Annotated in this window: 19 protein-coding genes; 8 read left to right on the top strand and 11 right to left on the bottom strand. The window is 45.9% G+C overall.

Annotated features, from left to right (window positions below; translation table 11 throughout):
* Position 1: 1 nt before the first annotated feature.
* The 8 genes from BLU98_RS13285 to BLU98_RS13250 all read right to left on the bottom strand — a co-directional run bounded on the left by BLU98_RS13285 (position 2) and on the right by BLU98_RS13250 (position 9,271).
* Positions 2 to 1,111: an efflux RND transporter periplasmic adaptor subunit gene (locus tag BLU98_RS13285; protein ID WP_092725377.1), complete on the bottom strand. Its 1,110-nt coding sequence runs from the start codon at positions 1,109 to 1,111 to the stop codon at positions 2 to 4.
* A gap of 30 nt (positions 1,112 to 1,141) precedes the next feature.
* The gene (locus tag BLU98_RS13280; RefSeq protein ID WP_092725375.1) at positions 1,142 to 2,452 is read right to left on the bottom strand and encodes a TolC family protein; all 1,311 of its coding nucleotides are present in this window, start codon (positions 2,450 to 2,452) and stop codon (positions 1,142 to 1,144) included.
* A gap of 209 nt (positions 2,453 to 2,661) precedes the next feature.
* On the bottom strand, positions 2,662 to 3,039 hold the full coding sequence (locus BLU98_RS13275) for a hypothetical protein (RefSeq protein ID WP_139173922.1): 378 nt from the start codon (positions 3,037 to 3,039) through the stop codon (positions 2,662 to 2,664).
* A gap of 131 nt (positions 3,040 to 3,170) precedes the next feature.
* Positions 3,171 to 6,245, bottom strand: coding sequence for a protein translocase subunit SecDF (gene secDF, locus BLU98_RS13270; protein ID WP_092725371.1), 3,075 nt, complete (start codon positions 6,243 to 6,245; stop codon positions 3,171 to 3,173).
* Between the two features lie 68 nt (positions 6,246 to 6,313).
* The gene (locus tag BLU98_RS13265) at positions 6,314 to 6,796 is read right to left on the bottom strand and encodes an FKBP-type peptidyl-prolyl cis-trans isomerase (protein ID WP_092725370.1); all 483 of its coding nucleotides are present in this window, start codon (positions 6,794 to 6,796) and stop codon (positions 6,314 to 6,316) included.
* 54 nt (positions 6,797 to 6,850) lie between these two features.
* Positions 6,851 to 7,258: a hypothetical protein gene (locus tag BLU98_RS13260; protein WP_139173920.1), complete on the bottom strand. Its 408-nt coding sequence runs from the start codon at positions 7,256 to 7,258 to the stop codon at positions 6,851 to 6,853.
* Between the two features lie 13 nt (positions 7,259 to 7,271).
* A complete protein-coding gene (groL, locus tag BLU98_RS13255) occupies positions 7,272 to 8,906 on the bottom strand; it encodes a chaperonin GroEL (RefSeq protein ID WP_092725364.1) in 1,635 nt (544 codons plus the stop codon).
* An 83-nt stretch (positions 8,907 to 8,989) separates the two neighbouring features.
* Positions 8,990 to 9,271 carry a co-chaperone GroES gene (locus tag BLU98_RS13250; protein ID WP_092725362.1) on the bottom strand — a complete coding sequence of 94 codons (282 nt, stop codon included), beginning with the start codon at positions 9,269 to 9,271 and terminating at the stop codon, positions 8,990 to 8,992.
* Between the two features lie 268 nt (positions 9,272 to 9,539).
* Between BLU98_RS13250 and nusB the strand changes: the two genes are divergently transcribed.
* The 5 genes from nusB to BLU98_RS13225 all read left to right on the top strand — a co-directional run bounded on the left by nusB (position 9,540) and on the right by BLU98_RS13225 (position 12,434).
* Positions 9,540 to 10,469 carry a transcription antitermination factor NusB gene (gene nusB, locus BLU98_RS13245; protein WP_092725360.1) on the top strand — a complete coding sequence of 310 codons (930 nt, stop codon included), beginning with the start codon at positions 9,540 to 9,542 and terminating at the stop codon, positions 10,467 to 10,469.
* 5 nt (positions 10,470 to 10,474) lie between these two features.
* Positions 10,475 to 10,903, top strand: a complete 429-nt coding sequence (locus BLU98_RS13240; RefSeq protein ID WP_092725358.1) for a DUF1573 domain-containing protein — start codon at positions 10,475 to 10,477, stop codon at positions 10,901 to 10,903.
* A gap of 15 nt (positions 10,904 to 10,918) precedes the next feature.
* Complete coding sequence (gene yajC, locus BLU98_RS13235; RefSeq protein ID WP_257574982.1) at positions 10,919 to 11,260, top strand: preprotein translocase subunit YajC; 342 nt, start codon at positions 10,919 to 10,921, stop codon at positions 11,258 to 11,260.
* 90 nt (positions 11,261 to 11,350) lie between these two features.
* Entirely contained in the window at positions 11,351 to 11,941 is a 591-nt protein-coding gene (gene coaE / locus BLU98_RS13230) for a dephospho-CoA kinase (protein ID WP_092725356.1), read from the top strand.
* Positions 11,942 to 12,050: 109 nt separating this feature from the next.
* Positions 12,051 to 12,434: a hypothetical protein gene (locus BLU98_RS13225; protein WP_026773258.1), complete on the top strand. Its 384-nt coding sequence runs from the start codon at positions 12,051 to 12,053 to the stop codon at positions 12,432 to 12,434.
* 3 nt (positions 12,435 to 12,437) lie between these two features.
* Here the strand turns inward: BLU98_RS13225 and BLU98_RS13220 are convergent, their stop codons facing one another.
* On the bottom strand, positions 12,438 to 13,457 hold the full coding sequence (locus BLU98_RS13220; protein ID WP_257574980.1) for a PorP/SprF family type IX secretion system membrane protein: 1,020 nt from the start codon (positions 13,455 to 13,457) through the stop codon (positions 12,438 to 12,440).
* Between the two features lie 11 nt (positions 13,458 to 13,468).
* Positions 13,469 to 17,884 carry a PKD-like domain-containing protein gene (locus BLU98_RS13215; RefSeq protein WP_257574979.1) on the bottom strand — a complete coding sequence of 1,472 codons (4,416 nt, stop codon included), beginning with the start codon at positions 17,882 to 17,884 and terminating at the stop codon, positions 13,469 to 13,471.
* Positions 17,885 to 18,282: 398 nt separating this feature from the next.
* On the opposite strand from BLU98_RS13215, the gene BLU98_RS13210 reads away from it, so the two are divergent.
* The 3 genes from BLU98_RS13210 to BLU98_RS13200 are packed head-to-tail and all read left to right on the top strand — an operon-like array spanning position 18,283 to position 24,080.
* Positions 18,283 to 21,462, top strand: coding sequence for a SusC/RagA family TonB-linked outer membrane protein (locus BLU98_RS13210; protein ID WP_092725349.1), 3,180 nt, complete (start codon positions 18,283 to 18,285; stop codon positions 21,460 to 21,462).
* Between the two features lie 27 nt (positions 21,463 to 21,489).
* The gene (locus BLU98_RS13205; RefSeq protein WP_092725347.1) at positions 21,490 to 23,151 is read left to right on the top strand and encodes a SusD/RagB family nutrient-binding outer membrane lipoprotein; all 1,662 of its coding nucleotides are present in this window, start codon (positions 21,490 to 21,492) and stop codon (positions 23,149 to 23,151) included.
* A 17-nt stretch (positions 23,152 to 23,168) separates the two neighbouring features.
* A complete protein-coding gene (locus BLU98_RS13200) occupies positions 23,169 to 24,080 on the top strand; it encodes a hypothetical protein (protein ID WP_092725343.1) in 912 nt (303 codons plus the stop codon).
* Between the two features lie 82 nt (positions 24,081 to 24,162).
* Here the strand turns inward: BLU98_RS13200 and msrA are convergent, their stop codons facing one another.
* Positions 24,163 to 24,810, bottom strand: coding sequence for a peptide-methionine (S)-S-oxide reductase MsrA (gene msrA, locus BLU98_RS13195; RefSeq protein WP_092725341.1), 648 nt, complete (start codon positions 24,808 to 24,810; stop codon positions 24,163 to 24,165).
* Between the last annotated feature and the right edge of the window lie 54 nt (positions 24,811 to 24,864).

Genomic DNA, 24,864 nt, shown 5'->3' with positions numbered 1-24,864 from the left:
GTTAATTGTTCAACTGGTCATAGATCTGCAAGGCGTTGGATCCAATGAGCCTGTCTCCCGGTTTCACTCCACCTGTCAGGTATACCTTATCGCCAATAGCGCTCAGCTTTTGAACGGGAACAATATCGGCATTGCCTTCTCCATGGTATACCAATACAAAGTATTGGCTATGGTCAAAGATCAATGCGCGGAGAGGCACATACATGCTGTTCTTGTTCTCTGAATTGGTAACCGTTACACTGGCAAACATTTCCGGTTTGAGCAGGTAACCTTCGTTTGGCAATACCACACGCATTTTCATCACTTTATTAGAGGGGTCCAACACGTTCATGATCTTGTCTATCTTGCCCTTGAACACTTTATTGGGATAGGCAAGCGTGGTAACATTAACCGGATCTCCCGTATGCACAAGTTCAATATTGGATTCGTACACATTGGCCTGGACCCATACATTCTTCAAATCGGAAATGGTAAACAGGTTGGTGCTGTTGTCGGCACGGATAGCCATGTTATTGGTAACAAATTTCTCTACGATGAAGCCGCTGATGGGCGCTTTCACAATGAACTCTCCCTGTGTATTACCGCCGTTGATTTTTAATACGCGGTTAATGCGCGATAATTCCGATTTGGCTTGCTCATAAGCAGCCTGAGCAGCCAGCAGGTCTTTCTGAGATGCGAGTCCGCTGGTAAACATATCCTGTGTAGCATCCATGTTCTTTTTCGCCACTCGCAGGTTGGTTTCTGCATTCACCAGATCGTTGCTGAAGCCGGCCATTTCAGAACTTTTAATCACGGCCAGTACTTGTCCCTCTTGTACATAATCGCCCAGCATCACTTTGATGTCCTGGATATTGCCGCTCACCATGGGGTATAGTTTTACTACATGGTCGTCATTAAAAGCCACTTTGCCTGTGAGGGTAAGCGAGTTTTCGAGCTTGCCAACCGATACGGTATCGATTACCAGGGTTTTCCGTATGGAATCGGGTATAACATATTTTACTTTCCCCTCTGTCTGTTTGTTCTCATTTTGAGATTTGCAGGATTGAAAAAAAGCTCCTGTCACGATCAGCAAGCAGGCGGAAAGAAATGAGGTAGTTACTTTTTTTTGCATAAAAAATAGTGTTATCAGGTCTTCAATAATTTAGTTGTAGAATTGATTTCCGGTATAGAAGTTTAGGTCTTCAAATGCGCTCACACGGTTGAATTGGATGGAATTGATCTGCAACGTGTTTTGCTTATAAGAATCATAAAAATCCAGGAAGTCGAGTAAGCCAATGTTCCTGCGCTGGTAATTGATCAACACTTCATTCAGTAACCTATCGAAATCAGACACAAATTTTGGATCAATGTGCTGGAAAAGCTTGTGGTTGTCATAAGCCTTTTGTAAGGCCCTGTATATCTGTTCTTCTACGGTTGCTTCCACAGATTGCTGGGTAACCTGGTTCACTTTGATCATGGCCCTGGCCGATTTGATATTGCCCTGGTTACGATTGAAGATGGGCAGGTCCATAGAAATGCCTGCTGAATGAAAATTCTGCACATAACTACCCAGCCGGTCGTACGATATAGAAGCAGTAAGATCGGGAACCGCCAATGCTTTCTGGTAATTGTAGTTCAGTTTGCTGATCAGGGTATTGGTACGGGCAATTTGCAGATCGGTACGGCTTTTGAATGCCGTATCTACCAATGATGTCAAATTGTATTTTGCCGGATCGAAGGAACTAGCTTTCTGCAGATCCACATCCGGAATAATATAATTCTTCTTCACTTGCAACACCTGCCGCAATTCACTTTGTGTATCATTGATCTGGTTGATCAGGTCGTTGTATTCACTTTGCAGGCTGTATAATTGCGCTTTGATCCGCACTACTTCTTTTTCTGCGATATATCCTTTGCCCTGTTGCGATTCAAACGCTTTCACCACCTGCTGCAAGGCACTGATTTCCTTATCGTACACTTTGGCCGACTGCTGCATGTAATAGATATTGAAGAAATCAGTACGCAAAGTGTATTTTAACGTACGCAGGAGATCATAGAATTGATATTCCGCCAGCTTTGCATTGGCTTCAGCAATTTTGATCTGCTTATTTCTTTTCCCTGCGAGTAAAATCAACTGTGAGATGGTGGCGGCATTCTCGGCATAATTGAAGAAGCCGGCGTTCACCACATTGGAGGCCTCATCGTGGATACCGAAGATCGGGCCACGTGCATACGAAAGGTTGGGATTCGGCCATAGTTTCGCCTGTATGATCAGTGCTTTCTGCGCGTCGATATTATAGCGTTGCGCCAGCAATAAAAAGTTATTCCTTAAAAAAAGCTGTTCCGCACTGTCCAGGGTGAGCCTGGTACTGTCTGCCTTGACAGGATTGTCAGGCGGCAGGTTCTGTGCTCCTGCATATGCGTTTGCTTCCAGCAAACAAAGGAGCAGGCATATCTTGTAAAAGACTTTCATTTATGGAGGATAGGTTTGGTGACAGAAAATAATAATTCATCAATGCCATCATATTGATATGGCAGGTTTAAGTCAATTCAGACATCATCGATTGCCTGCGCTTGCTGGTTACCTGATCCTCATAGCATGGAGGAAACAACTATTGCAAGCCAGGGGAATACCTGTATGCCAGTTTATTCAACTACAATAATGGTAACGTGATGCTGATATCAGCATTTGGGAGGAGGAGGATTGATTTCCTTGAAAAAAAGATAGCGGTAAGTATCCTTTATTGTATCGCTGTATTGAATGGATGCCTGTTCTTTTTTAACCAGCAACGTGAAGGGGCTGGGAACAGAAAGTTTGAAGCTGATGTGTTTTTCTACCTGCGACTTGGAAGAGGGTTGCTGGCCGAATTCGGGAAAGGCATTGTAGTGTTTTAATACAACCTCTGTAACATATTCCGCAATACTGTTGAGGTCGTTAAACTCGTACAAGTTGCTGGTATGAAAGGGCTGAAATTCAATAGCATTGGTACTCAGGTTCAATACCTGCAGCGCCAACAGTAACAATAGTGCGTTTCTGCTAATATGTGTAAACTTTGCCAACAAGGGTTTTCAGATCAGTCGCAAGTTACGTTGAATAATTGTTAAACAAAATCCATAACCTTAAGATCAATATAAAATCCCGTTCCGCAATGCATGCAGAACGGGATTTTTCTCATTTTGAGAAATATAGATTATTTTTTTGTTTCGTCTTTACCCAGGGGCTTATTCTTCGCAAAGTCAACCAGTATTGGCGCTGCCACGAAGATAGACGAATAGGTACCGGTTACCACACCAATCAGCATCGCAAACGCAAATCCGCGGGTTACTTCTCCTCCAAAAATAAAGAGGATCAGGATGGTGAGGAATACCGTGAGCGAAGTCATGACGGTACGGCTCAGCGTATCATTGATGGCCCTGTTGATGATGGCTGCATTGCTGGAGCCTTTCAGCAGTTTGCTGTCTTCACGGATACGGTCGTACACGATCACGGTATCGTTCATCGAGAAACCTATCACCGTTAGGATGGCTGCGATGAAGTGCTGGTCGATCTCTAGCGGGAAGGGCACAATTTTCCGTGCGAAGCTGAACACGATCAGGGTTACGAACACGTCGTGCAGCAAAGAGAAAATGGTACCCAATGAATATCGCCAGTCGCGGAAACGGATGAAGATATACAAACAGATAGCGATGATGGCGAATATAGTGGCTTTGGTAGCGCCGGCCTTCAGGTCATCCGAGATAGTAGGCAACACCGTTTGCGAGCTTTGCTTGTACTTGGTTTCAAATTCGTTGAACGTGATGTTCTGCGGCAGGTGTTTGTGCAGGCCATTGAACAGCATTTGCTCTACCAGCGAATCTACGTGGTTGCCGGTTTCGTGTATCTTGTAAGAAGTTGTGATGTTCAACTGGTGAGTAGAGTTCACCGTTTTGATAATGGGCGCTTCGCCGAATACTTTTTTCAGTTCATCGGTAATCTCAGACTGACTCACAGCGTGGTCAAATTTGATGGTATAGCTGCGTCCTCCGGAGAATTCCACGCCTTCATCGAATCCGTTGAAGAACGTACTAACACCCAATATGAGTATCACAACAGAAATACCATAAGCAATCTTCCTGTATTCGATGAATTTGAAAGCGGCATGCTTGAAAATGCGCTTTGAAATACCAGTAAAATATTCAAAGTGGCGGTTCTTGTTGGTATAGAAATCAGTGATCAGTCTCGATACCAGGATACCGCAGAACAGCGACAACAGGATACCTATGATCTGTGTGGTGGCGAAGCCCAGTACCGGACCCAGACCAAAATAAGCGAGGATAATAGCGGTGAGCAATGTGGTCACGTGCGCATCGAGTACGGGCGACAATGAACGCTTGTAACCATCGTTCACAGCCAGTTGATAAGATTTACCCCTGCTCAGTTCTTCCTTAATACGCTCGAAGATGATTACGTTCGTATCTACCGCCATACCAATTGTGAGTACCAGACCCGCGATACCAGGCGCGGTAAGGGTGAAGCCGAGTGCGCTCAGCACACCAATGGTGAAGAGCAGGTTCAGTATCAGCGCGATATTGGCTACCCAACCTGCAGTATTGAAGTACAGCAGCATCAGGGCGAAGATCACGATGAATGCAATGAGGAACGACAGTCCGCCGCCGGTAATGGATTCTTTACCGAGGGTAGGACCTACCTGCTGCTCCTGTACGATCTTGGCAGGTGCAGGCAGTTTACCGCTTTCCAATATTTCAGAAAGGTCTTGCGCTTCTTTGATGGTATAGCTTCCGGATATCTGCGAACTACCGGTGGTAATTGGATCGTTCACATTCGGAGCAGAGTATACAAAGTTATCGAGCACAATGGCAATGGGCTTGCCCACGTTGCGCGTGGTCATCTTCGCCCATATATTGGTGCCGATCTTGTCCATGTTCATCTTGATGGCAATGCGTCCGCGCTCATCGTAATCCTGTGCAGCATTGGTAATATGATCACCTTCGAGCTCGGCCTGTCCATTGTCGAGGGTCTTGATGGCATAGAGCATCAGAATGTTTTTCATCTTCGGATCGCCCGATTCGGTTTTGCCGTACATGAATACCAGGTTGGAAGGGAACTTATTCTTCACCAGGTCCATCCGCAGGTAATCATTGAGCGTGCCGGTATCTTTTGCCTGGATATAACCCAGTGCAGCAGGATAGATGGGTTTGCCACCTTTGTCCTGGTAAGGCTGTGTAAACTGCAATAAGCGCGCAATCGGATTCTTATTAGAATTGATCTTGTTTGAATCGGCTTTGGCAGTTTGGCCATGTGTGTTGCCTAATCCTGAAAGCGTGGCAGTTTTGTTGGTATCTGCCTTGGCAGTAGCCGTGGTTGTTTCAACAGCAGCTTTTTTAGCAGTATCTTTTGGAGCGCTGCCGTTGAGATAATCTTCTACTGCTTTATCGGCCGCCACGATGCCATTCTGCAGGTCGCGGCTCTCAAAAGTGTACACTTCAAAGAACTGCAGGTTGGCAGTAGACTGGAGGTAATTCCTTACCCTTTCTTTATCGTTGATACCTGCCAGTTCAATACTGATAATGCCTTTGGCAGGATCGGGGTTGATATTGGGTGATGCTACGCCAAAACGGTCGATCCTGGTACGCAGGATACGGTAAGTATTGTTGAAGGCAGCAGTAGCCTGTTCTTTCAGGTAGCTGGATACCGCGTCATCGCTGGCATCGAATTTAACCTTGCCGTTGCTGCGGGCCGCAAAGAAAGGAGCCAGCTTACCGGTAGGGTTCAGCTTGGAATATTCATCACGGAAAAGGGTGATGAGGTCGGCCCCGCCATTGGCTTTGCGCAATACGGCCGCATCGAGCGCTTTATTAAACTGTGCGTCTTTGGTAAAGTTGGCCAGTGATTTGATCAAACCGTCGAGACCCACTTCCATGGTCACGCTCATACCGCCCTGGAGATCCAGGCCCAGCATCAGCTCTTTTTCTTTGGCGCTGCTGTAAGTAGTAAGACCAAAAGCGAGTTTGGTGTCTTTGGTACTGTCGAGCAAACGTTGCAACCTTTCTTTTTTCAGTTCAGCGAGACTGTCTGCATACAGCGCCTGTAATTCCTTATTGCCGGGATATTTAACTTCGGGTGAAGGGAAATGTTTAACCCAGGCTTCGGCTTTTGCATCCTGGGCATTTTCATGGCTGTGGACGAACCAGGTAAAAGATAATTGGTACAAGCAGATCACAATCAGTGCAATCGCAAAAAATCGCACTAAACCTTTCAGTTGCATATTCGTAACGGTTTAATCAGTTTTTTTAGAGTGGGCAAAGATAGGGGAAAGGGGGTAATATATAGAAGCTATTTGGATTTGACGCCGGTAAGGGTTACATCGAAAAAAAGAGGTGAATTAGGGGGGATGGCACCCGAGCCCATGCAGCTATATGCCAGCGAAGAAGGCAATACCATTTTGATCCTGCCGCCTTTTTGCAGCAGTGGGACAGCGATTTTCCAGCCCTCGATAACACCAGACAGGCTGAAAGTGACAGGATTGGCCGAAGCGTCGAAAGTGGTATTATTCATCAGCTTACCCGTATATACCACACTGATGATGGAATCCACGGTAGGCCTGGAGCCGGAACCGGGGCTGACGATCTCGTATAATATGCCGCTGCTATGCTCGGTGTAGTGAATGTTGTTGGCCGTACAATAGGCCACCATCTGGCTTTTTTCCGAAGCAACAGAAGCTGGCTGGCAGGCGCCTGAATCGGTCTTGCCACAGGAAATGATCAATAAAGAGGAGAGGGAGAGGAAAAGAACCGAAGCAAACAATAGCTTTTTCATTGGGAGAGCAGTCAGTTTTATTTTATGATCAAATAATTAAATGCGTTTCTGTAATTAAGACCCTTTTTCAGGCCCGTTGGCTGCATGCCGCCTGTTTCTTTTTGCCATAAGTTCCTGGTAACGTTGCTCTTGCATTTCCCACCTGAACTTGCGATAGAAAAACGCCAGGAAAAAAGAAAGCAACAAAATGGCCAGGATAAATACCACCGAACTGAAGCTCGCATTGGCCACCATTTCGGCACGCAGGTACCAGCCGGAGGATAAACTAACCAAAATGAGTATGCCTATCATGAAACCGGAGGACATGCCTACCAGGAGGGGTCGGATACTTGTTTTCTGTTTCTCCCTGTTTTCAGCCCAATACTTCACAAAATCATCATCGTGCTGCATTGGACAAATATAGGAGGAATCGGTGCATAATAAAAATCCCCGTAACGGTTGTGTTACAGGGATTTTATTCATAGTGAGGTATTGATTAGTATCCACCCATTCCACCCATATCAGGTGCACCATGAGGCATCGGCGCTTCAGGCTTGGGTTTGTCGGCGATCACACACTCAGTGGTCAGCAGCATAGAAGCGATAGAAGCAGCGTTTTCCAGTGCTACGCGGGTTACTTTGGTAGGATCGATCACACCTGCTTTGAACAGATTCTCGTATACTTCAGTACGGGCGTTGAAACCGAAATCGGCTTTTCCTTCTTTGATCTTCTGTACCACGATGGAACCTTCGATACCGCTGTTGGCAACGATCTGGCGAAGGGGCTCTTCAATGGCGCGTTTAACGATCTGGATACCGGTGATCTCGTCTTCGTTACCACCTTTCAGTTTTTCCAGGGCTTCTACGGCACGGATATAAGCCACACCACCGCCCGGTACAATGCCTTCTTCAACAGCAGCGCGTGTTGCGTGCAGGGCGTCGTCTACGCGGTCTTTCTTTTCTTTCATTTCTACTTCAGTAGCAGCACCTACATACAGTACAGCTACACCACCACTCAATTTAGCCAGGCGTTCCTGGAGTTTTTCGCGGTCGTAGTCAGAAGTAGTATTTTCAATTTGTGCTTTGATCTGGTTTACACGGGCAACGATATCGGCTTTTTTACCTTTACCGCCAACGATAGTAGTATTGTCTTTATCGATCGTAATAGAAGCAGCCTGACCCAGGTAGCTGAGGTCGGCGTTCTCCAGTTTGAAGCCTTGCTCTTCGCTTACTACAGTACCTGCAGTGAGGATAGCGATATCGGTGAGCATTTCTTTTCTGCGGTCGCCAAAGCCGGGAGCTTTAACAGCAGCCACTTTGATGGTACCACGCAGTTTGTTCACTACCAGGGTAGCGAGTGCTTCACCTTCGAGATCTTCGGCGATGATCACCAGCGGACGGCCGCTCTGTGCTACTTTCTCCAGGATGTGGAGGATATCTTTCATGGCGCTGATCTTCTTGTCGTAGATCAGGATGAAGGGGTTCTGCAGTTCAGCTTCCATTTTTTCGCTGTTGGTAACGAAATAAGGAGAGATATAACCACGATCGAACTGCATACCTTCTACTACGTCAACGGTAGTGTCGGTACCTTTCGCTTCTTCAACAGTAATTACACCTTCTTTGCCTACTTTGCTCATGGCCTGGGCAATCAGCTTGCCGATTTCCATATCGCTGTTGGCAGAGATAGCAGCTACTTGTTCAATTTTTTTGGTATCGTTACCTACGGTCTGTGATTGCGCTTTCAGGCTCTCCACCACTTTGGCAACGGCTTTGTCGATACCGCGCTTCAGGTCCATCGGGTTAGCGCCTGCTGCTACGTTCTTCAAACCTTCGCTGATGATAGACTGGGCCAGTACGGTAGCGGTAGTGGTACCATCACCTGCAATATCAGCAGTTTTGGAAGCCACTTCTTTTACCATCTGGGCGCCCATGTTCTCAATGGCGTCTTCCAGTTCAATTTCTTTTGCTACGGTAACACCATCTTTAGTAATAGAAGGAGCACCGAATTTTTTCTCGATAACCACGTTACGTCCTTTAGGACCCAGGGTTACTTTTACAGCGTTGGCCAGGGTGTCAACGCCTTTTTTCATTTTATTCCTTGCTTCGATATCGAAGAATATCTGCTTTGCCATGTTATGTTAATTTGACAATTTGATAATTAGATAATTTGACAATGTATTATTTCGGCCCATTGTCGAATTGCCGAATTGTTTCATTAAATAATTGCAAGGATGTCGCTTTCACGCATGATCAGCAGATCCTGCCCTTCGATCTGGATTTCCGTTCCTGCATACTTACCATATAAAACGGTGTCGCCGGTTTTAACGGTCATCGGGTCATCTTTTTTACCGGCTCCGGCAGCTACAATAGTACCACGTTGGGGTTTTTCTTTAGCGGTGTCGGGGATGATGATACCGCCTGCAGTTTTTTCTTCGGCAGCGGCAGGCTTAACGATTACCCTGTCGTGCAAAGGTGTAACGTTGAGTTTCTTAGCCATACGTTATTGGTTTTTTAATAATTGAGTGAATAATATGCTTCTGCCCATCGATTTCCATGCCATCGCCATCAGTTAAGCCAAAATTTCAGTCGGCTTCATTTGTGGGTGCCCGGTAAAGTCCCTTTGTCAGAAACGCCCGCAAATATGCACCAAGTTTCGCTAACCCTGTCAATTTTTCATTTTCCGGGGCATAAATATACATATTACATTTTGCATGGCCCCATTTATACAATACCTTTGCCGCTCCCAAACAGAGTTCTTAGAAAATATGATCAGCAGAAGAAATATCCGGGTAAAAGTAATGCAGCTCCTGTATATGATTGAAGCGGCAGACGGTACACCGGCTTTTAAACAACCGGTAGGGGAGTTGCAAAAGCAGCTCGACAAGAGCCGGGAGCTTTTTGTCTACCTCCTTTATTTCCTGACAGAAGTGGCGCGTTATGCCGAGGTCAATGCCCGGAAAAGGGCTTCCCGCAACCTGCCCACCGAGGCCGACCTCAATGTAAACACCAAAATTGCCGGTAACCAGCTCCTCTGGCAGATACTGGAAGACGATTCTTTTAAAAAGGCAGTCGAAAAAGATATGCCCCAGAAACTGATCGACAGGGAACTGGTGAAAAAGATATACGAAGACCTCACCGGAACCGAACAATACCAGACTTATATTGCCACGCCTTCCCGCGACAAGAACAACGAAAAAGAGATCCTGAAACTGATCTTCACCCATCTTATGTTACCCAATGAATATTTCATCACGCACGTGGAAGAATTATTCAACAACTGGGACGATGACGCCGAGATGATTGACCAGCTGATGATGAGTTATTTGCAAAAGCCCGCATCTTTCCATCTCTCGCAAATGCTGAGCGAAGAAAAATGGATCTTTGCGAAGACCCTGCTGGAAACTGTTTTAGAAAAGAAAGAATATACCACCAGTCTTATTACACCCAAATTGAAGAACTGGGATGCAGAGCGTATTGCCATACTGGATATGATTTTGATGCGTATGGGCGTTTGCGAATTGCTCTACTTCGAAACCATTCCTACCAAAGTAACCATCAACGAATACATCGACCTGGCCAAGGAATACAGTACGGCGCAAAGCGGACAGTTTGTCAATGGTATCTTGGATAATATCCATAAAGAACTCACCGAAGCCGGGAAGATCAATAAGATACAATACAAAAACAAAATATAAGTCTTATGAAATGGATATTGACAGGTATGCTGTTCTGTGCAACCTTGGCGGTTTTTTTGCCTGCCTGCAATAATACCGTGAAAGTAAACCAGCAGCCGGCTGCTGATACATCTCATTATACAACTGTACAGTGGCTGGATTCTGTGGTAAATTTCGGCAGCATCAAAATGGGAGAACAGATCGAGATCCGTTTCCGCGTCAGGAACAGCGGCCACCAGCCACTTTACCTCACCGATGTGAAAGCGGTCTGCGGTTGTACGGTTGCCGATTATACCAGGCAAGCCATCTCCCCGGGCGATACCGGCATCGTGGTGGGATCCTTCGATAGCAAAAAAGCGCACGTGGGCACCGTTCGGAAAAGTATACTGGCCACCACAAATTCACGCAATGGTTACAATCACGACCTTATCTTTACGGGCGATATTCAAGAATAATAAAAAAAGAACAACATGTTTTATCTGAATTCTGTTTTAATGGCTGGAAACCCTCAACAGGGTGGCGGCATGATGCAATTGGTATTGATGGGTGGTATCATCCTTGTTTTCTGGCTGTTCATGATTCGCCCGCAGGCGAAAAAAGCAAAAGACCAGAAAAAGTTCATCGACAATATGCAGAAAGGCGATAAAGTGGTAACCATTGCAGGTATCCACGGTACGGTGAACAAGATCAATGAAGACAATACCATCCAGCTGGAAGTAACCCCCGGCAGTTACCTGAAGATCGAAAAATCTTCTATCAGCATGGAATGGACAGCTGCCATCAACAAAGCTGCTGCAGCTGACAAAAAATAATAGTAGCAAAAACTGCAACCAAGCATTAATTTAGACCTGGAATCGTACCTGCAGTTCCAGGTTTTTTTATTCTACCCACTTCGAAATAATATGCTCAGGATCGGTTTAACAGGAGGCATCGGCAGCGGGAAAAGCACCGTATCCAATATCTTCAGGATACTGGGTATTCCTGTATTTGATGCCGACAGCGCCGCCCGGAAACTAATGGAAGAAGATCCTGCATTGCGTAAAGGGCTGATCCATTTATTTGGCTCAGCCGCTTTTGACAATGACCGTCTCGACAGAAAATACATTGCCCATATCGTCTTCAACGATCCTTACCGGTTGGAACAGCTCAATGCATTGGTACATCCGGTTACCATTGCAGCAGCCGAAAAATGGGCCGATGCACAACCCACTGCTTATACCATCAAAGAAGCCGCTTTATTTTTCGAAGCAGGATCCACTACGGGTCTTGATTATATCATCGGGGTCTATGCTCCACGCCATGTGCGTATCAACCGTGTGATGAAAAGAGATGGTGTTTCGCGGGAGGAAGTGCTCAGCCGCATGAACAGGCAGATTAACGAAGAGATCAAAATGCGCCTCTGCGATTTTGTGATCCTGAACGATGAGCAGGAATTGCTGATACCACAGGTATTGAAATTGCACGACAAATTCCTGCAAGAGAAGGGAGACTGATATTCAAACGTCATCCCGAGGATTGAATGCTGTTATAGGATCGTTATAATTTGTAACCCTATGTTGCTTTTGCCCACTTTTTGCATCTAATTCAATGTAAAACAGGGTTATGAAAAAGTTGTTTATCATATTGTTACTCATGAGTTCATTTGTAACAGTGACTTCAGCTTCGGCACAGTTCCATGGTTATGTGAGGGGTGGATATTACCGGCCTTATATTGTACATCGTTATTATTATTACGACCCGTTCTTTTCGCCGTATTGGTATGGGTATCCATACTATATGTATCCTTATGGTTATCCGCCTTCACCGAGAGCTTCTAAACTTGACCAGGAAATAGCCGACCTGGAACATGATTATTCGCAAAAAATTGCTTCCGTTCGTATGAACCATTCCCTGAGCCGTCCTGAAAGAAGGTCACGCATCAGGGAACTGCGCCATCAAAGGAATGAAGCAATTGAAAATGCGAAAAGAGACTATTATAAGTCTTAAATGTCATTTCCAGGGACAAGGAATCGCATGCGCCACTTTCTGAGGCGAACGGAGGATGAGTGAAAACTCGAATGTTTTCATCGATCCCAGTGAGTTCTTGGAAGAGGAGAGGGTTACGTCGTAAGTCAACCCCAATTGCAAGCTCCTGTACATTAACCCCAGGTAGGGAATCACCGCATCATTACTCCTGTACCATAGGCCCGTATTGAAAACGGTAGGTGTTTCCGAATCGTCGAGGATATGCCCCAGGTTCACGCCCAATGAATAAAAATTCTGGCTGTTCTGAACAATGTACACGGCATTGGCATTGAATGCCAGCCTGTCGCTCAGAAAGGCCTGGTAATCGGCATGAAAATTATAATGCGGCGGATCGAGCTGCGTGGAATCATTCAATGCAGAGCGGCGCGTTTTCATGAACCGGTATCCTGCAACACCCACATCAAAATTGGAACTTTCATCGGTATAAGTATAGGTGATGCCTGCGGCCATTGAAACATAGGGTTTGACAGTAGACAGGTACGCTTCATTGGTAGGCAGCGCCCTGTTGAAACCGGAAGAAGCGAGCTGACTCGAAAAACTGAGTTGCGTATAATCGATGATGAGATTGGTATAAGTTGCAGCCAGTCCTATCGACAAGCCATGGTAATCATTTTCATCGATGGCCACATGCGAACTCAGGATACCGTGAAAAGAATTGTTCTTATAGGCGCCCGACATGCCATAATCCTGCATGAACATGAGCCCCCCGCCAATGTAATTCGTTTCTTTGTCTTTCTGTTTGAACAGTTTACCATCAAAAGAAACAGAAGTGGTATTGAACGGGTCAACGCCGCTGGCAAACCACTGGCTCCTGCGATTGATGATGAGGCGCCAGTCGGCACTGCCATTGCCCGCCAACGCAGGATTCACACTCAGCGGTGATGAATAGAACTGCGAAAAAACAGGGTCTTGCGCCTGTAATGCACCAGTGAAAATTGCCAGCAATAACAATAAACAAAAAGATCGTTTTAATAGTATGATCATAGTCATTTTCATCAGCGTAATAAAAGTGTTTCCCCGGTTTTTCTAACCAGGCTGCCATCTACTGCAAGGCCTTCAGCAATCCATATATAAATACCCATCGGCTGCGCCGTTCCCCCTGCTGTGCCATTCCAGCCTGCATCGGGGTCACGGGTTTCAAACATCAATTGTCCGTACCGGTTGTATATTTTGAAATAATGAAACTCCTTCAGCCCTGCATGATAGGAATACAATATGTCGTTGACACCATCGCCATTGGGTGTGAAAGATCGCGGAACCAGGATATCTACCATGTTGTTGTCGAAGACCCGCACCAATAAAGTATCAGGTGTATAACATCCTCCCGAAGAAATCAAATTTACCAGGTATTGCTGTGTTTGCGAATGGTTGAAAATGGTGCTGTCGCTGTTGGGTGAAGTGATGCCCCTGGTAGGATTCCACTGGTAAGTATAACCTGGCAGGTATCTTCCCGCGATCATAGTAGGTACACTCTTGTAAGCACTGATCGATGGCAATCGCACTGCCGCAATCGGTACCTGTATGGTGAAGGTAGTATCTAGCGATACACTATACGAAGCGCAGTTGGCTTGGGTAGCTGTGAGCCGTATATGCCTGTCGCCTCCCGTGAGATAAGTATCCGTGGCATGATAGGTATTGGCCGATGTACTATCACCCAGATTCCATAACCATTGAACGGTGCCGGTGAAAGTAGTATCGGTGAGGTTGGTAAAATGTATCAACTTGTTGATGCAATAAGAGTCGTAACTGAATTTGAGGATGGGTTTATTGATCAATATCAATCCCAGGTTGGATGCTGCCGTATCTACGCAACCGAACTGGTTGGTGAGTCTTGCATTGTACTTACCGGGTGTGAGCGTGCCGATGGAATCGGTGGTGGCTCCGGTAATTGGCACTCCGTTCAGCAACCACTGGTAACTGACGGTATCGGAAGGCAGTGAAACAACATACAAGGTATCCAGGATATTATTGCAGATATAATTACCGTGCAACGAAACGATCTTACCAACAGGCAGGTGATTGATCCTTTGGGAGAAATAGAAAGTATCGGTGAGGTTGCTGCAAGCCATTTCTTTTACACCACTGATGGCGAAAGTCTGGCTGGTAGCATTGCGCAAAGAAGGCGTGATCCAGGTATAGGGCGATGTTTTGATACCCGAAACAGTACGCGATACACCGGTGGTATCGGTATAGTTGAAACTCCAGGGTGCGTTACCGGTAAAGCTGATAGACAGCGTGTCTTGCGGATAAGCACAGATCACTGCTTTGCCGGTGATATTGGCTTTGGGTGATGGCATTACGCGAACAGTAGCAGTGAAAATATTACCCTGGCAACCGGTATTGTAAGGCCGCACAAAATACACCACGGTATCGTTGACATTGATGAGGTTGGTAAGGGTTTGACTGATGATGGTCTGTGGAGTAACAGCAGCACTTAATCCCAATACACTGCCGGCGGGACTCACCACCGGCACACTCCAGGTATATGTGGTACCGGGCGGCACAGTAGCCGGCGTCATATTGAAGCTGGTACCGCTACAGATAATGGTTGATTGGTTGGCAATGGGTGGCAGCGGTACACCTACTACAGCCGTTAGTGTAAAAGGTGCGCCTGTGCAGCCGGTAGCTACCGGCGTAATGGTATATACAACCTGGCCGGTGGCGGCGGTAGTGTTCACAAGGGTTTGCGAAATAGTGGGCACCGGCGTGGTTTGCTGGCCGCCGTTGATCACTGAACCAAATGGAAATACTACCGGTGTAGGCCAGGTGTATGTTGTGTTGGCCGGTACCGGTGAAGGCAGTATACTGAACGGCGTACCGGAACAAATGGTGTCGGTCATGCTGAAAAGGATCGGTACCGGTTTAACCGGTACGGTAACAGTGAAGGTATTACCTGCACATCCATTGGTAGCAGGCGTTACGGTATAAGTGGCCGTATCCATGATATTATTGACGCTGCTGAGCGATTGTCCGATGGAAGTCTGGCTGATCGGCTGTGCACTGCCGCCTGTTAAACCGCTCGCAGGCGCCAGCAACGGATTGCTCCAGGTATAAGTAGTTCCTGCCGGCATGCTGGCGGGGGTATAACTAAACGCGTTACCGCTGCATATAGCTGCCAGCAACTGGTTGGCAGCAGCAGGAACAGGGTTGAGGGTAACCGTGGCTGTAAATGATGCGCCGGTACATCCTGCCGCAGTGGGAGTAACCGTATAGGTAGCCGTAGCGGAGTTGATGGTTTGGTTGGTGAGCAACTGGCTGATGCTGGCTTGCCCGGTTGTTTGTGCAGATCCACCAGAAATTGCGCCAACAGGTGCAATCACAGGCGCCGTCCAGGTATAAGTGGTGTTGGATGGAACGCTGACAGGTATAAGATTGAATACAGTATTGCTGCAAGCCGCCAGTGTTTGATTGGCAATATTGGGTACCGGGTTAATGGGAACGGTAACAATAGCCGTACTGGAACAGTTATTAGCGCTGATGGTATAGGTATAAGGTACATTCACCGGGTTGAGGCTGGTATTGACCAGTATCTCTGCCGGGTTATAAGTACCGTTGCCCGCTCCGTTGCTGATGGAAGTAACTACTGCTCTGTTCCAGCTAAAAGTAGCGCCCGCTGTAGCGGATGTGGGTATATAATTGAACGTGCTGCCACTGCATACAGCATTGGGAGTTTGTGTACTACTCAGCGTAGGCGTTGGATTGATATTTACCACCACCGATTGGTTATTGGTACAACCATTGGGTGTAATAAGATTATAGGTGTACGTAACAGCAATGGACCCGCTGGTAGTATTGATCAGTGTTTCATTGGGATTGCTGGTTCCACTGGCCGCTGCATTACTGATGCCGTTCACAGCAGCCCTGGTCCAGTTAAAAGAAGTGTTGGCTGTGAAGCTGAAAGGCGTGTAGCTGAATACCGTATTGCTGCATACAGCAGGCGGTGTAAGCGAAGTGCTTAATGCGGTAGACGGATTGACATTCACTGCAATATCCTGTGTATTGGAGCAGCCGTTGGATGTGGTAGTGATGGCGTACTTGACAGTAACCGGCAGATAAGTGGTATTGGTCAGTACTTCATTGATATCGCCACTGCCTGTTGTTACAGCTTGGCTGATGCCCGCTACTGCGAAGCGGGTCCAGCTAAAGCTGGGGCCTGCAGCGGCTGAAGTAGGATGATAAAAGAACGATGTGCTACTACATATATCGGGTGGTGTAAGGCTGCTGCTGAGCGTTGCAACCGAACCACCCGGGTTTACGGTAACAGTGGCGGTAAAATTTGTTCCAACACATCCATAGGAACTTGGTGTAACCGTATAAGTAGCAGTAGCGGAAGCTCCGCTGTTGTTGGTAAGTGCTTGCCCAATATAGTTCTGTCCAATGGTATTGGTACCACCTCCTGTAATAGCGCCAGCAGGCGAAATCACGGGAGCCTGCCATGTATACGATGTTCCTGCCGGTGCAGGTGAAGGAGAGATCATGAATACGTTGCCACTACAGGAAGTAACAGATTGTGCAGCTATAGATGGAACGGGGTTTACTGTTAAAGACACATTTTGGTTGTTGGAACAACCATAGGTATTGGCGGTTAATGTGTACACATAAGTAACAGTCCTGGGCAGGAGCGTGGTATTGTTGAGTTGTTCATTGACATTAGGTCCTCCGCTTCCAGGCCCTGCGCTGATGCCGCTTACCACCGCTCTCGTCCAACTGAAACTGGTATTGGCAAGGCTGGAAGCAGGTGTATACACAGCTGTTCCGCCACTGCAAATGGAAGGTGCTACCAGGGAAGTAGTCAGTGTGGGTAAAGGCTTTACAGTAACAGTAACTGCCTGGTTATTGGTACAGCCATTCGCAGTTAATGTATAATTGTAAGTAACATCAATGGGATTGGTAGTGGTATTATAAAGGATTTCATTCGGATTGCCCGTGCCCTGGCTCGAAACATTGTTGATACCGGCGATTGCAGGCCGGCTCCAGTTGAAGCTGGTACCCGATACCGTGCTGTTGGGTGTATAGGTAACCAGGCTGCCACTACAGATGGATCCTGCATTGGTGGGGGTTGACAATTGCGGCTGTGGATTCACTGTTACCACCAATGTAAAGTTGGTATTGTTGGAAGTTGTAACGAGATAAGTAGCCGTTGCCTGTGATGTGGTGTTATTGGTGAGGGATTGCACTACCATGTTCTGCGGTGTGGCAGCCGCAGTAGCATTGCTGATGGCGCCAGCCGGGCTGATAGCAGGGGTTCCCCAGGTATAAGTAGTGCCGGTGGGGGCGCCGGGTTGAACAAAACTGAAAGTGCTTCCGCTACAACTGTATACGCTATAAGTTTGCTGTGCACTGGAACAGAAAGAAAAAACAAGCAGGGCAACAACAAGCAGGTTACATTTTCTCAGCGTAGAAATGGACATCGGATAAAACATTTGAGTATCAAATATTAATAAAATAATACTATGAGCAAATAAAATTTGCTTTATTTTTTCCCAGATACTGAATACAGGATATTTGTTGCTTAAAACAATCATTATAATAGCCAGCATACCGCCCCACCTTATTATGCTGTTGTTCTTTGCTTGAGAAAGATCGGAAACCAATGAAGCTTAGGAGTAATTGCCGATAAAATGACAAAACTTGCCCGCTAACAACCAGGTTTTTTGGCGCGATGGGATTGCCGATGAGCATCCCCCTTTCGATAGGGGGTTAAAAATAGATTAAAGTTAACATTCTGTTAATCTCAACCCGGTTTTCTTTTTTACTTTTCATTAAGATTCTGTTCGTCATAGAATCAAACGTCTAAAACTTAAAAAGCATGAGAAAAACACTATTAATGGGTTTTTGTGCGCTGTTCTTTGTTAGTATGACAGCTATCGCACAAAAAAGCACGGTAACAGGAAAAGTGACCGACGACAAGGGGAGGCCGATTGATGGGGCGTCCGTTGTTGAAAAAAAATCCAAGAACGGTACTGCAACAGATGCCAATGGCGCATTTAAACTTTCGGTCAGCCCCGGTGCAGTACTAGTTGTTTCAGGTACCGGATATGAAAGAAAAGAGATTGCTACCTCTTCCGGTGTAGCGCTGACCATTTCCCTGAAGAATATAGATGAAAGCCTGAGTGAGGTGGTAGTAACCGCGCTTGGTATCAAGCGCGAGAAAAAAGCGCTTGGTTATGCAGTTACTTCGGTAGCAAAGAAGGATATTGAATTAAGACCGGAAGGCGATATAGGACGTGTGCTGGCAGGTAAGGCCCCGGGTGTTGATATCCTTGGAACCAGTGGTATTTCAGGTTCGGGTACAAACATCGTTATTCGGGGGGTAAGTACAATTACAGGTGGTTCTGTTCCCCCGCTTTTCATTGTAGATGGTGTTCCTTTCGACGGTAGCACCAATATGCCTTCGGGCTTCACCTTCGGCGGACAAACTTCCAGCCGTTTCCTCGATATTGATCCGAATAATATTGAGAACATTACGGTATTAAAAGGGTTGAGCGCAGCCATTCAGTATGGCGACCTTGCCCGGAATGGGGTTGTGCTGATTACAACCAAGAATGGTTCTGCTAATAATAAGCAGAATAAGAAAACTGAAATTACAGTTTCTCAATCCTTATTTGCCAATAAAGTAGCCAACCTGCCCGATTATCAGGATACTTATGGTGGTGGTTTTAACTTAGCGCCATCTCTTGCCTTCAGTAACTGGGGTGCTGCTTTTAAAAACCCACCTGATTCTTTCAATCACCCATACAGCCGTTCCGCGCTGAATGTAGCTTTCCCGGAATACAAAGGAAAAAAATACGCGTACAAAGCTTACAACAGTGTACCAGCTTTCTTCCGCACCGGTTGGGTAAGCAATACTGCAGTCAACGTATCTGGTGGTAATGCTGTTACCCGTTTCAGCGGTAACTATTCCTATACCAGCGATCAGGGCTTTTTGCCAGGTAACAGTGTAATCAAAAACAACTTTGGTTTCGGCGGATTAACCAAACTCTCCAACAACTTTACTTTGAGTGGCACCATTAACTTTGCTACAACTGATTATATCACGCCCACTACCAGTACGAGTTTTGGTAGTAGCGCTGATAATCCTTCTGTTTACGGAGACCTTATCTATACGCCCCGTAGTATTGATCTGATGGGATGGCCTTATAAAAACCCCATTGACGGATCAAGTGTTTACTATCGTGCAAACAACGGTATTCAAAACCCGCGCTGGACTGTAGAAAACTCCCTCATACGGGAAAAAATCTACCGCACATTCGGTAATATACAAATGAAGTACGATATCATGAAAGGACTGAGTGTACTGTATCGCCTGGGTATCGACGTGTACAATACACTGAATGAACTCACCGTGAATAAAGGCGGCACCACCGGCGGATTGCAATATACCACTGGTATGTATCGTACCCTTAATTCTACCAACTCCATTTTAGATCATAATATCCTGGTGAACTATGTGAAGGACCTCAATGAGGACTGGAACCTGACCTTGGATGGTGGTCTGAGCCTTCGTAATGATAATTATACGCAAAATGGCATGAAGAGTACCCAGCAATTGGTATTCGGCCTGTTCAACCATGGCAACTTTGTAAACCATGAAGCGGTAGGTGAGGATGGAGGTAACCTGAACTTTGAGTCACAACAAAAACGCTTTGGAGCGTTTCTGTCTGCCTCAGGTGGTTACAGGAATTACCTGTATCTGAACGTAGGTGGCCGTGAGAGCTGGGTTTCCACACTGGAAGAGAGCAATCGTAAAATATTCTATCCAAGTGCCAGCATTTCTATGATACCCACGGCAGCGATCAACGGATTAAAAAACAACAAATGGGTGAACTTTCTTAAAGTTCGTGTAGGTTATTCTACCAGCGCCCGTTTCCCAGATCCTTATACAACCAGGACTGCTTTAAATATCCAGACCAATGCTTTTGTTGACAGGAACGGAAATGTGATCAACCAGAATGCGATTCCCAACAGGCTTGCTAATCCAGACTTAAAACCCGAGCTCCTGAAGGAATATGAAGCTGGACTGGAAGGCACTTTCATCAACCACAGGCTGACAGTAGATCTTACTTTCTATAAAAGGATTTCCAGTAACCAGATACTGGACCGTTCATTGGATCCCTCTACCGGTTATACCGTTACCTCTGTGAATGCGGGAGATGTTCGTAATGAAGGTATCGAATTAGGACTGGGCTACAATGTGGTCAAGGCGCGCGACTGGAACTGGCAGTTGAATGCCAACTGGACCATCAACAAAAGTCTGGTGTATGACCTGCCCAGTTATATCAAGCAGATCAATTTTGCCGGCTACAGCAACTTAGGAAACTTTGCCATCAACGGGCAGCCACTAGGTATTCTGCAGGGTAGTGTTACCTCTGTTGATCCTAAAACCGGACAGAAATTGCTTGATGACAATGGTTATTATGTCCAGGACCCCAATATTGGCATTCTGGGTAGCCCGCTGCCTCAATACAAACTGACAGGTATCAGCGAGTTGACCTGGAAGTCACTGACTTTCCGTGCGCAAATGGATTACTCTGTTGGCGGAAAAATGATATCACTCACCACTGCATCTTTGCTGGCCCGCGGTTTGACAAAGGATATGGACTTCGACAGGACCATTCCGATCACTTTGCCTGGTATACGCCAGTCAACCGGAAAACCCAATGATATTCAAACCGGCGCTACCAGTGCATACTTCAATACTTATTTTGGTCCGAACGATTTCCAGGTATGGGATGCAACGCTGATCAGGCTGAGAGAAGTTTCATTGAGTTATTCATTGCCTTCCAAGTGGCTGGCCAAAACACCTTTCGGAAGCGTATCTGTCGTAGCATCTGGCCAGAACCTGTTCTACCTGGCTCCGAACTTCCCTAAATATGTTCGTTTCGATCCTGAAACTTCCAGTTTGGGTGTAGGTACCGGCCGTGGTCTTGAGTTATTGACTGGTCCATCTTCCCGTCGTTTTGGTGCGAGCATTCGCGTAACTTTTTAAACTTCAATAACCAAATAGAATTAAAAAATGAAAAAGTTAATGATATATTGTTCAGTTGTTTTATTGCTGGCTTCCTGCAATAAGCTGAACAGCGATTTTAACGGGTTATTGAATAACCCCAATCAACCCAATACTGCGTCTGCGGATGTAGACCTTTACCTGAACTCCATACAGCTGAATTTTGCCAACTTTTATTCCGGGTTGTCAAATTTGGGTGCACAGTTGACCAGGATGGAGACTATGTTTGGCCCCACTTACAATGCAGCTTACCAGCCGCAGACAACAGATGGAACCTGGACAACCGCATATGCTGCACTGTTTACTAATGTGAATGCCATGATCCCGGTTGCTTATTCCCAGAAAAAAAACATACATGTTGGCATCGGTAAGGTGTTAAAAGCATATACGCTGATGACCCTGGTGGATTATTTTGGAGATGTGCCTTACAGCCAGGCCAACAAGGGTATTGCCAATACCAATCCCGCCCTGGATAAAGGCAAAGCTGTATACGATAGTGCAGTTGCACTTTTAAACAGCGCCATTACTGACCTGAGTAGTAACGGTCCCACTCCAACCAACGATATCTTTTATGGAGGTAACCGTGCCAATTGGAGCACATTGGCAAAAACATTAAAGCTGAAGGCTTACATGAACTATCGTTTGGCAGATGCAGCTACTGCTACTACGAACATTACAGCCTTGTTGAGTGAGAATGACCTGGTGAATAGCACGTCGCAGGATTTTCAGTACCAGTATGGTTCTAAATCCCTGGCACCGGATAGCCGTCATCCTAAATATGCAGGTAATTACACACCTACCGGTTCGAGCGATTATCTGGGTAATTATTTCATGTGGACAATGGTAACAGAGAAAGGGTTGATTGATCCCCGTACGCGTTACTATTTTTATCGCCAGACCACTGATATCACAGCAGCCATTACCGATCCGGTTACCTTGCAGTTTACCCAGCCCTGCCGTTTCCAGGCTTATCCGTCTAATTATCCTTCAGGTACCGTTTTCTGTATGGTGTCGAACGGTTATTTTGGACGTGACCATGGCGATAATTCAGGTACACCGCCAGATAACCAGCTCAAAACTACATGGGGGGTGTACCCGGCCGGCGGCCAGTTCGATGCTAACCAGAATGTTGCTGTGAAACCAGGTATCGGAGGCTTGGGACAGGGTATCCTGCCGATATGGATTTCAGCTTTCACAGACTTCCTTAAAGCAGAAGCAGTACTTACGTTGAATGCTTCCGGTGACGGGCGCGCGCTGACTTTATCGGGTATTAACAAATCGATCTCAAAAGTGATGGCATTCCCTTCCTCGGTAGGAGTAACACCAACAGCCAGTTTTGTACCTTCTCAGTCTACCATCAACAACTATACAAGTTTTGTGGGCAATGCATATGATGGAGCTGCTACCCTCAATGATAAGCTGGCAGTGGTAGCCAAAGAATTTTACATCAGTGCTTGGGGCAATGGCATCGAATCTTATAACCTTTACAGGAGGCTTGGATCACAAGCCATCAAAATGCAACCGGCGTTGCAGCCCAATCCTGGTTCGTTTATCCGTTCCTTTTTCTATCCGGCGGTATATGTGAACTATAACAATACGGCAAAACAGAAGACTGATTTAACCACCCAGGTATTCTGGGATACTAATCCTAAAACTGGCTGGGTTTATTAATCTAAAAAATCACGAACATGAAAAAACTAATCATACCATTTATATGTATTTCAGCTGTTTTGCTCGTGTTTTCCTGTAGCAAGAAAGATGATGCTTCTGTTAACTTGCGGTTCGGCGTAGCAAATGGCGGATTCCTGCAATGGAATCAGAAGGTACCTACCACACCACTTAAATTCGATCCTAATAACCTGGCAGCTTCTACCGTTTCCATTAAAGTGAAAAGGTACCCCGGTGGGTTGGCTATGTCAAGCGTAAACATATATGTAGGAAACAGTGGTAGCAAATCAACCTGGAAGCTCATCAAAAACGTACCGATGACAGATAGTGGCACTTTAAGTGTGACTGGTGCGGAAGTAGCCAAAGCCATGGGCACAAGTACCGGCACTTTCCAGATTGGTCAACAGTTTACTTTTTATAATGAGTTTGTTGCAAGCAATGGTAATTTGTATTCACTGGACAATACCAATTCGGCAGATTTTGAAAGCCAGGCTCCTTATAATGCCAGTTTTCGATGGAATGCAGTGATATTCTGTAATTACGATCCATCAGTTTTTAATAACGCCACTTATACGGTTGTTCAGGATGACTGGGCTGATTATCCAACAGCTAATGCTTCCCCCATTACCAGTACGTCTTCCGCTACTGCTAATGCAGATGGCACTTATAGCATTACCTTGCTTTGTTATCCGAATATGGATCCTGTAAACGGCGGTGCCAACCGGCACCCGGTTACCTTGTATGTGAGTCCGTCAGACAATTCTGTTACAGTGCCTAAACAAATTTATGGAGACTATCCTCCTGTTACAGATGTATCGCATGCGGGAACAGGTAGTGTAAACTCTTGTAAAGGAACCATTAAACTTACCTTAACCCATTATTATGGAGTGAACTCTTATCCCGGCCAAGTATTGATTCTTCAGAAAAAGTAGAAGACTTTCCCTGCATAATGGTTATTGAAAAAGGGGCTGCCTCGAAAGAAGCAGCCCCTTTTGTTGCGTTTATATCGGGTAATCAGGGATGTTTCAATTTGTTTTTGAAAACCTTTTCAAATTTCTCCAGTTTGGGTCTGATCACGAACCGGCAATAGCCTTGTTCCTGGTTGTTGTTGTAATAGTCCTGATGATAATTTTCGGCGGGGTAGAAATTTTTAAACGGCTCAATGGCTGTAATAATGGGCTTTGTCCAGGCCCCGCTTTTGTCGAGCAATGCTTTGTAATGTTCTGCTTTTTGTTTCTGCTCATCATTGTGGTAAAAGATCACGCTTCGGTATTGAGGGCCTACATCATTCCCCTGCTGGTTGAGCGTAGTGGGATCGTGTGTTTTCCAGAATACCTCCAGTAATTCATCATAAGTTATCTTAGAAGGATCATAAATGATCCTGGCTAGTTCTGCATGGCCGGTGGTTTTATCGCAAACTTGCTCATAGCTGGGATTTTCCACGTGCCCGCCTCCGTATCCGCTTACAACTTTTAATACACCATTCAGCCTTTGAAAAAAGGCTTCTGTACACCAGAAACACCCCTCACCGAAAGTGGCTGTATCTGTCTTCAATCCTGTAGGAATGGGGTCGTTATTCATATCTGTCAGTTTTTGCTGTTGTTGCGCACAGGACGAAAGTGTAATCATTAAAAATGTACTAAAAAAGAATAATGCTCTCATGTCCTGTTTTTTTATGGATAGTTAAAATTACGGATTTTAACCTTCGACTTCCCA

Origin of the sequence: Hydrobacter penzbergensis (assembly GCF_900106985.1) — a bacterium.
In the GTDB taxonomy this organism is placed as follows: domain Bacteria; phylum Bacteroidota; class Bacteroidia; order Chitinophagales; family Chitinophagaceae; genus Sediminibacterium; species Sediminibacterium magnilacihabitans.
Note: the sequence above shows the minus strand (reverse complement) of the source record. Positions and strands in the feature narration are given on the sequence as shown.

What these genes read in the sequence shown, in the direction of transcription:
- groL (WP_092725364.1), bottom strand. Translation starts at nt 8,906, where the DNA reads ATGGCAAAGCAGATATTCTTCGATATCGAAGCAAGGAATAAAATGAAA.
- BLU98_RS13220 (WP_257574980.1), bottom strand. Translation starts at nt 13,457, where the DNA reads ATGATCATACTATTAAAACGATCTTTTTGTTTATTGTTATTGCTGGCA.
- BLU98_RS13280 (WP_092725375.1), bottom strand. Translation starts at nt 2,452, where the DNA reads ATGAAAGTCTTTTACAAGATATGCCTGCTCCTTTGTTTGCTGGAAGCA.
- nusB (WP_092725360.1), top strand. Translation starts at nt 9,540, where the DNA reads ATGATCAGCAGAAGAAATATCCGGGTAAAAGTAATGCAGCTCCTGTAT.
- secDF (WP_092725371.1), bottom strand. Translation starts at nt 6,245, where the DNA reads ATGCAACTGAAAGGTTTAGTGCGATTTTTTGCGATTGCACTGATTGTG.
- yajC (WP_257574982.1), top strand. Translation starts at nt 10,919, where the DNA reads ATGTTTTATCTGAATTCTGTTTTAATGGCTGGAAACCCTCAACAGGGT.
- BLU98_RS13260 (WP_139173920.1), bottom strand. Translation starts at nt 7,258, where the DNA reads ATGAATAAAATCCCTGTAACACAACCGTTACGGGGATTTTTATTATGC.
- BLU98_RS13205 (WP_092725347.1), top strand. Translation starts at nt 21,490, where the DNA reads ATGAAAAAGTTAATGATATATTGTTCAGTTGTTTTATTGCTGGCTTCC.
- BLU98_RS13225 (WP_026773258.1), top strand. Translation starts at nt 12,051, where the DNA reads ATGAAAAAGTTGTTTATCATATTGTTACTCATGAGTTCATTTGTAACA.
- BLU98_RS13200 (WP_092725343.1), top strand. Translation starts at nt 23,169, where the DNA reads ATGAAAAAACTAATCATACCATTTATATGTATTTCAGCTGTTTTGCTC.
- BLU98_RS13210 (WP_092725349.1), top strand. Translation starts at nt 18,283, where the DNA reads ATGAGAAAAACACTATTAATGGGTTTTTGTGCGCTGTTCTTTGTTAGT.
- BLU98_RS13285 (WP_092725377.1), bottom strand. Translation starts at nt 1,111, where the DNA reads ATGCAAAAAAAAGTAACTACCTCATTTCTTTCCGCCTGCTTGCTGATC.
- BLU98_RS13265 (WP_092725370.1), bottom strand. Translation starts at nt 6,796, where the DNA reads ATGAAAAAGCTATTGTTTGCTTCGGTTCTTTTCCTCTCCCTCTCCTCT.
- BLU98_RS13215 (WP_257574979.1), bottom strand. Translation starts at nt 17,884, where the DNA reads ATGTCCATTTCTACGCTGAGAAAATGTAACCTGCTTGTTGTTGCCCTG.
- BLU98_RS13250 (WP_092725362.1), bottom strand. Translation starts at nt 9,271, where the DNA reads ATGGCTAAGAAACTCAACGTTACACCTTTGCACGACAGGGTAATCGTT.
- msrA (WP_092725341.1), bottom strand. Translation starts at nt 24,810, where the DNA reads ATGAGAGCATTATTCTTTTTTAGTACATTTTTAATGATTACACTTTCG.
- coaE (WP_092725356.1), top strand. Translation starts at nt 11,351, where the DNA reads ATGCTCAGGATCGGTTTAACAGGAGGCATCGGCAGCGGGAAAAGCACC.
- BLU98_RS13240 (WP_092725358.1), top strand. Translation starts at nt 10,475, where the DNA reads ATGAAATGGATATTGACAGGTATGCTGTTCTGTGCAACCTTGGCGGTT.